The organism is Streptomyces sp. T39, assembly GCF_008042045.1.
GTDB lineage: Bacteria > Actinomycetota > Actinomycetes > Streptomycetales > Streptomycetaceae > Streptomyces.
The window spans coordinates 1,851,502-1,859,174 of the sequence record NZ_RDBP01000012.1; the positions used below are offsets into that span (position 1 = coordinate 1,851,502).

Consider the following 7,673-nt stretch of genomic DNA (forward strand, 5'->3'; position numbering starts at 1 on the left):
GAGCCCGCAGCCACGGCCGGCTCACCACCCGAGGCGGAGCCCGTGCCCGGAGCCACGGACGGCACCCCGTCCGGGCCGGAGCCCGTGGCCGCCCTCCGTGAAGCCCTCGCCCAGCGCCTCGTCCGGTGCGTCCGTCCCGCCGCCGGTCTCCCCGCCGGCCCGCCACGGTGCGCCCGCGCAGACCGGGACCCCGCTGCGGGTCGGCGTCAGCTCGTACAACTGGGATTCGCCCTGCGGCCAGTACTACCTCCTCGGCCGCGCACCCGCGGAGATCCCCCCGGCGCCCCCGCCGCAGGACCACCGCAGCTGGGCGCGCGCCCTCGACGGGGTGGACGCCGGCGGCATGCGGCTCCAGCTGACCGCGACCGGGAAGACGCGGGACTCGGTCGTCATCACCGCCGTCCACGTCCGGATCGTGGGCCGCGCCGAACCGCTCGCCTGGAACGCCTACTCGATGGGCGAAGGATGCGGCAGCGGTGTCACCCCCCAGACCTTCGACGTCGACCTGGACAAGCCGCGTCCCGTCCTGCGGCCCGTGGCGGGGCGGCAGGGCGACATCACCGTCCCCGCCACCGACTTCCCGTACAAGGTGGCGTCGAACGACCCGCAGGTGTTCAACCTGCACCTGCACACCGCGTCCCACGACGTGCGCTGGTACGTGGAGGTCGAGTGGAGCAGCGGCGACCGGCGCGGCACCCTGCGGATCGACGACGAGGGCAGGCCGTTCCGCACGAGCGCCCTCCAGGGGCGGCCCCTCTACGACTACCGGCCCGACCTGGGCGGGATCTGGGCGCCGCGCGAGGAGTGAGCGCCCGAGCCTCCCTGGGCTCAGTACGCCACACGGCGAAGGGCGCGGCCCGGACCCCTCACCGGGGGTCCGGGCCGCGCCCTTCGCTTCGTGGGACCGGGGTCAGAGCCGCTCGGGCGTACGGATCCCGAGCAGCGCCATGCCCTGGTGCAGCGTGCGGCCGGTGAGGTCGACGAGGAAGAGGCGGTTCTCCACGACCTCGGGGGAGTTGTCGTCGCTGAGCACGTGGCACTGGTCGTAGAACGTCGTCAGGTGCGAGGCCAGCTGGTACAGGTACGCGGCTAGCTTGTGCGGCTCGTACGACGCGGCGACCTCCCCGAGGACCTCGCCGAACTGGTCCAGGTGCAGGCCGAGCGCCCGCTCCGCCGGAGCCAGGCCGAGCTCGGGGTGGGCGACCGGCAGGCGCTCGCCCGCCTTCCGCTTGATCGACTGGATCCGGGCGTACGCGTACTGGAGGTAGACCGAGGTGTCACCGTTCAGCGAGACCATCTGGTCCAGGTCGAACTTGTAGTCGCGCACCGCGGACGTAGACAGGTCGGCGTACTTGACCGCGCCGATGCCCACGTACCGGCCGTTCTCGGTGATCTCCTGCTCGCTCAGACCGACCTTCTCGGCCTTCTCGGCGACCACGGACGTCGCCCGGTCGATCGCCTCGTCCAGCAGGTCGACCAGCCGGACCGTCTCGCCCTCACGGGTCTTGAAGGGCTTGCCGTCCTTGCCGAGGACCGTGCCGAAGGCGAGCTGGTGGGCCTTGACCTTGTCGTTCAGCCAGCCGGCCCGCCGGGCGGTCTCGAAGACCATCTTGAAGTGCAGCGACTGCCGGGCGTCCACCACGTACAGCAGGGTGGAGGCGCCGAGGTTCTGCACCCGGTCGCGGATGGCGGACAGGTCGGTGGCCGCGTAGCCGTAGCCGCCGTTGGACTTCTTGACGATGAGCGGCACCGGGTTGCCGTCCGGGCCCTTCACGTCGTCGAAGAAGACGCACAGCGCGCCCTCGGAGCGGACGGCGACGCCCGACTCCTCCAGCAGGCGGCAGGTCTCGTCGAGCATGTCGTTGTAGCCGGACTCGCCGACGATGTCGGGGTCGCGGATCTCCATGTCGAGCTTCTCGAAGACCGAGTAGAAGTAGATCTTCGACTCGTCGACGAACCGCTGCCACAGCGCGAGGGTCTCCTCGTCGCCGGCCTGGAGGGCCACCACCCGGTCACGGGCCCGGGCCTTGAACTCCTCGTCGGAGTCGAAGAGCGCGCGGGACGCCTTGTAGAGCCGGTTGAGGTTGGACATGGCCTCCTCGCCGGAGACCTCCGCCGCCGCCTCGTCGCCCTTGTGGTCCAGCTCGTGGGGGTGCTCGATCAGGTACTGGATGAGCATGCCGAACTGGGTGCCCCAGTCGCCGATGTGGTGCCGGCGCACCACCTGCTCGCCCGCGAACTCGAGGATCTGCACCATTGCGTCGCCGATCACGGCGGACCGCAGATGGCCGACGTGCATCTCCTTGGCGACGTTCGGCTGCGCGTAGTCGATCACCGTCGTGCCGGGCTCCGCGGCGAGCGGCACACCGAGGCGGCCGTCCGCGGCGCGGGCGGCGAGCGTCCCGGTGATCGCCCGGTCGGTGACCGTGATGTTGAGGAAGCCGGGGCCGGAGACCTCGATCTCCTTCAGGAGGTCGTTCGCGCCGATCGCGTCGACGACCTTGCCGGCCAGCTCGCGCGGGTTCCCCTTGAGCTTCTTCGCGAGCGCGAGGATCCCGTTGGCCTGGAAGTCGGCCCGGTCGCTACGTCGCAGCAGCGGGTCGGCGGAGCCTGCTTCCGGCAGTGCTGCCGTCAGGGCGTCCGCGAGGCGCTGCTGCACGTTCGAGGCGAGGGAAGGGACCGAGGCCATGAGCTTCCGTTCCGGTTGGGATGGGGAGTCGCCGAATGGTGCGACGGTCAAGTATCCCACGGGGGAGCAAGCCGTTTCCCCGAGCGGCGGGCTGCCCCGGGGCGTGCCGTCGCGTCTGGGAGAATGGGCCGCGTCAGTTCCGAGACAGAAGGACGTGCCGACCGTGGCTCAGAGCAGCACCGAGACCGACTGGGTCTCCCGTTTCGCGGACGAGGTCATCGCCGAGTCGGAGCGACGTGCGCCTGGCAAACCGGTCGTCGTCGCGTCCGGGCTCTCACCCTCCGGTCCGATCCACCTCGGCAACCTCCGCGAGGTCATGACCCCGCACCTGGTCGCCGACGAGATCCGCCGCCGGGGGCACGAGGTCCGCCACCTGATCTCCTGGGACGACTACGACCGCTACCGCAAGGTGCCGAACGGCGTCGACGGCGTCGACGAGTCCTGGGCCGAGCACATCGGCAGGCCGCTGACCGCGGTGCCCGCGCCGAAGGGCTCCCCCCACGCGAACTGGGCCGAGCACTTCAAGGCGGCGATGACCGAGTCGCTGGCGGAGCTGGGGGTCGAGTACGACCCGATCAGCCAGACCGAGCAGTACACGTCCGGCGCCTACCGCGAGCAGATCCTGCACGCGATGAAGCACCGCGGCGACATCGACGCGATCCTCGCCCAGTACCGGACGAAGAAGGCGCCGCCGAAGAAGGGCCAGAAGCCGGTCGACGAGGCGGAGCTGGAGGCGGCCGAGGGCTCCGGCGCGGCCGCCGAGGACGACGGCGCGACGTCCGCCGGGTACTTCCCGTACAAGCCGTACTGCGGCTCGTGCAACAAGGACCTGACGACGGTCACGGCCTACGACGACGAGACCACCGAGCTCGCCTACCGCTGCACGGTGTGCGACTTCGCGGAGACCGTCCGGCTGAGCGAGTTCAACCGCGGCAAGCTGGTGTGGAAGGTCGACTGGCCGATGCGCTGGGCGTACGAGGGCGTGATCTTCGAGCCGTCCGGCGTCGACCACTCGTCCCCCGGCTCGTCGTTCCAGGTGGGCGGGCAGATCGTCGGCATCTTCGACGGCGAGCAGCCGATCGGCCCGATGTACGCCTTCGTCGGCATCTCCGGCATGGCCAAGATGTCGTCGTCGCGCGGCGGTGTGCCGACCCCCGCGGACGCGCTGAAGATCATGGAGCCGCAGCTGCTGCGCTGGCTGTACGCCCGCCGCCGGCCGAACCAGTCCTTCAAGATCGCCTTCGACCAGGAGATCCAGCGTCTGTACGACGAGTGGGACAAGCTGGAGGGCAAGGTCGCGGACGGCAGCGTGCTGCCCGCCGACGCCGCCGCCCACTCCAGGGCGGCCCGCACGGCCGCCGGGGAGCTGGCCCGCACGCCCCGCCCGCTGCCGTACCGCACGCTCGCGTCGGTGGCCGACATCACCGGCGGCACCGAGGACCAGACGCTGCGCATCCTCAGCGAGCTCGACCCGGAGAACCCGGTCACCACGCTCGACGAGGTCCGCCCGCGCCTGGACCGCGCGGAGAACTGGATCTCCACCCAGGTCCCGGCCGAGGCCCGCACGGTGGTGCGCGCCGAGCCGGACACCGAGCTGCTCGGCTCCCTCGACGACGAGGGCCGCGAGTCGCTGAGGCTGCTGCTGGAGGGCCTGGACACCCACTGGTCCCTCGACGGGCTGACCACGCTCGTCTACGGCGTGCCGAAGGTGATGGCCGGCCTCGACCCGGCCGCCAAGCCGACGCCGGAGCTCAAGGTCGCCCAGCGTGCCTTCTTCGCGCTGCTCTACCGGCTGCTCGTCAGCAGGGAGACGGGGCCGCGGCTGCCGACGCTGCTGCTGGCCGTGGGCGCGGACCGGGTGCGCAAGCTGCTCGGTTCCTGACCGGCCGGCGCGGCGCCCGCCGCTCGTACCGGAGGGCTCTCATCCCGCGGGGTGGGGGCCCTCCGGCGTGTCCCCGCCCTTCGGCCCCTTCGGAGTTCGCCGCCCCCGCGCACGACCCGAGCGGCCGCCGGGAAGCCGCGGGCCGGGACGCGTCAGGCGATGTGCTCGGCCTCGAGGTCTGCCTGGAGACGCCGGCGGAACTCCGGCAGCAGCCGCTTCAGCAGCGCCGTGCTCCGCGGGTGGTGCACACCGTGGCGGTCGTTGAGCAGTATGTCCAGGTGGTCGGCCTTCGGGTAGTCCCGGTGCTCGTCCACATAGGCCACGAAGACCGGGTACGCGGCCTCCGCGAACTCCTTGTCCTCGGCGGCGAAGTCCTCGTCGGGGCCCGCTTCGGGGCCCTCCGGCAGGTCCGCCGCCGGACCGTCCGCCGTCACGGGGCCGACCGGACCGCGGCCCGAGTACCGGGGCTCCGCCTGCCGGTCGTGCGGCTGCGGCGCCTGCTGGTCGCCCGCGTACTGCACGCCCTCCGTGTACTGCTGCGGACCGGCGTACGGGCCCGGAGCGTACGGGCGCTGGGGGTACACCTCGCCCGCGTACGGGCCGGGCGCGGGGCGCTGTCCGGCATCCCGCTGCTGAGGGCCCTCGAAGACCTGGCCGTCGGGGCCGGGGCCCAGCGGGCGGGTACGGCCGGGGCCCGCCGGGACCGGGACGGGGACGGGATCGAACGCCTCGGCGCGGGCGGGGCCGTAGCCCTGCTCGGGGGCGTGCGGGTACGCCTCCTGGGGGAGGTGCTGCGCGTGGAACCACGGGCTCTCGTGGGAGCCGGGGCCCTCCTGCGGGGGCGCGGCGGCGGACTCCGCCGGGAGCGCGGGGGCCGTCTCTGCGGCGGCGACGGTCGCGGCGTCCGGGGCGGTGTCCGCGGGGCGGCCGTCGGGGGTGGTGTCGGAGCCCGGCAGTTCACGCCGCGACAGCCTCTCCCGCAGCGGCCTGGCGTCCGCCTGGGCCTCCGCGGCGGGTGCCACGGCCGCGGGCTGCGGGGCCGGCGGCAGCAGCACCGGGTCGATGCCGGCGGCGGCCAGCCCGGCGGGCGCGGTCTCCGCGAGCGGCACGCCGTACTTCGCGAGACGCAGCGGCATCAGCGACTCCACCGGGGCCTTGCGACGCCACGACCGGCCGAACCGGGCCTGCAGGCGCGCCTGGTAGATCAGCCGGTCCTGCTCCAGCTTGATCACCTGCTCGTAGCTGCGCAGCTCCCACAGCTTCATCCGGCGCCACAGCTTGAACGTCGGCACGGGGGAGAGCAGCCAGCGGGTCAGCCGCACTCCCTCCATGTGCTTGTCGGCCGTGATGTCCGCGATCCGGCCCACGGCGTGCCGGGCGGCCTCGACGGCGACGACGAACAGCACCGGGATGACCGCGTGCATGCCGACCCCGAGCGGGTCGGGCCAGGCCGCGGCACCGTTGAACGCGATCGTCGCCGCCGTCAGCAGCCACGCCGTCTGGCGCAGCAGCGGGAACGGGATCCGCATCCAGGTGAGCAGCAGGTCCAGCGCGAGCAGCACACAGATGCCGGCGTCGATGCCGATGGGGAAGACGAGGGAGAAGTCGCCGAAGCCCTTGCGCTCCGCGAGCTCGCGCACCGCGGCGTAGGATCCGGCGAAGCCGATCGCGGCGATGACCAGCGCCCCGGCGACGACGACACCGATCAGTATTCGGTGTGTACGTGTCAGCTGCATCGCGGCCACCGCGTTCCCCTCCCCTTCTCCTGCTGTGCGGGGCACAGCCTGGCACATGCCGGCGGACCCCGTTCCTCCGCCCTCGGGCGGAAGCCCCCTGTGCCGCCTACTGGTTGGCGGACTCGACGGAGGCCACGGCTTCCTTGGCCGCCTTCAGCGCGGCCTTGGTGAGGTCGGCCGACGACGGGTTCTTCGCCCCCGCGTAACCCGTGCCGTTGTAGGTGAGGGTCACCACGCCGTTCGCCGTACGGGCGACGACCGTGGCGTAGACGAAGTCCTCGTCGGTCTTGTTGAGGGTGTAGTTGACCGTGGTCGCCTCGCTGCCGATCCCGGGTGCGGCGGTGGTCTTCACGCCCTTGGCGCCCTCGGTCGCCTTCGCCTTGTCGATCTCCTTGGCGTAGCTCTGCTGGGCGCGCTGCTCGCCGCTGACGGCGAGGGAGGCGTCGGAGTCGTAACGCAGGAGGGAGACGTCGAGCCAGCGGTACTGCGACCCCTTGACGCCGTTGTCGTCGAGGCCGTTCCACGAGCAGCTGCCGCGGCTGGCGGCGTCGGACGACTTGCCGGCCGTGCCGCCCTTGGACTTCGCGCCGGGGACCAGGTCCTCGATCGTCCTGGACGCGAGCACCGAGCACGGGTCGGGGAGCTTCGTGAACTTCGCCGGGGCGACCGCCGGCGTCTTCTTCGCCTCGGGGGACGGGGAGGCGGAGGCCTTGGGCGCGCCGTCGGAACCGGAGTCCGAGGAACAGCCGGCGACGACGAGCATCACCGGGACGGCTGCGCAGGCGAGTATGCGGGCGAGTCGCGGGGCTGAACGGTGCATGGTTCCTTCACTCGGTCGTACGGTCGGGCCAGGACACGGTACGCGCACAGGCCCGGGAGCGGGCCGGGTCGCGGAAGCCGGCGCGGGGCGGCGGGCCCCGTCTACTCGTCGAAGAGCTCCGCCAGCCGGCGGGCCACGCTCTGGGTCTTTTCCTGCAGTTCCTTGCTGTCCGGCACCTCCGCCGCGGGGGCGGGCTGCTCCGCGTAGACGATGGTCACGATCACGTTGGATGTGCGGAACACCACGCTCACGTCGCGGCGCTGGGCGGTGGGGCGGGTGGTGTCGAGCACGTCGTCGATGAACGCGGCGTCGCCGAGGCCCGACAGCACACGGGGCTCCAGCCCTTCGCCCGAGGCGCTCGCCGACGGGCTGCCGCCCGGGCCACCGGGCTGTCCCGATCCCTCGGGGGGTCCGGAGGCCTGCCCCGCCTGGGTGCCGACACCGGGGGTCGCGCCCGTACCGGGTGTCGCGGACGGCGAACCGCCGGTCTCCTCCCCGGCCGGCTCCTCCGGCTCGATCCTCACCGGCACGGACGTCGCGGCCTGC

The 7,673-nt window shown here is 72.6% G+C and carries 5 protein-coding genes and 1 pseudogene; 2 read left to right on the forward strand and 4 right to left on the reverse strand.

Annotation, left to right across the window (positions count from 1 at the left end):
* The first annotated feature begins 97 nt into the window (after positions 1-97).
* Positions 98-808, forward strand: coding sequence for a hypothetical protein (locus EAO77_RS09345; RefSeq protein WP_147987561.1), 711 nt, complete (start codon positions 98-100; stop codon positions 806-808).
* A gap of 102 nt (positions 809-910) precedes the next feature.
* On the opposite strand, the gene argS is transcribed toward EAO77_RS09345, so the two are convergent.
* Positions 911-2,689 (reverse strand): arginine--tRNA ligase, encoded by a 1,779-nt coding sequence (gene argS, locus EAO77_RS09350; protein WP_147987562.1) that lies wholly within the window; start codon positions 2,687-2,689, stop codon positions 911-913.
* A 154-nt stretch (positions 2,690-2,843) separates the two neighbouring features.
* On the opposite strand from argS, the gene lysS reads away from it, so the two are divergent.
* On the forward strand, positions 2,844-4,571 hold the full coding sequence (lysS, locus tag EAO77_RS09355; RefSeq protein WP_147987563.1) for a lysine--tRNA ligase: 1,728 nt from the start codon (positions 2,844-2,846) through the stop codon (positions 4,569-4,571).
* Between the two features lie 152 nt (positions 4,572-4,723).
* Here lysS and EAO77_RS09360 read toward each other — a convergent pair whose 3' ends face one another.
* The 3 genes and pseudogenes from EAO77_RS09360 to EAO77_RS09370 form a co-directional block, all read right to left on the reverse strand.
* Positions 4,724-6,316 (reverse strand): DUF2637 domain-containing protein, encoded by a 1,593-nt coding sequence (locus tag EAO77_RS09360; protein WP_147987564.1) that lies wholly within the window; start codon positions 6,314-6,316, stop codon positions 4,724-4,726.
* A 97-nt stretch (positions 6,317-6,413) separates the two neighbouring features.
* Positions 6,414-7,127, reverse strand: coding sequence for a DUF3558 domain-containing protein (locus EAO77_RS09365; RefSeq protein WP_147987565.1), 714 nt, complete (start codon positions 7,125-7,127; stop codon positions 6,414-6,416).
* A gap of 101 nt (positions 7,128-7,228) precedes the next feature.
* Positions 7,229-7,673 (reverse strand): annotated as a pseudogene (locus EAO77_RS09370) (DUF3558 domain-containing protein); the annotation flags it as partial.

What these genes read in the sequence shown, in the direction of transcription:
- argS (WP_147987562.1), bottom strand. Translation starts at nt 2,689, where the DNA reads ATGGCCTCGGTCCCTTCCCTCGCCTCGAACGTGCAGCAGCGCCTCGCG.
- EAO77_RS09365 (WP_147987565.1), bottom strand. Translation starts at nt 7,127, where the DNA reads ATGCACCGTTCAGCCCCGCGACTCGCCCGCATACTCGCCTGCGCAGCC.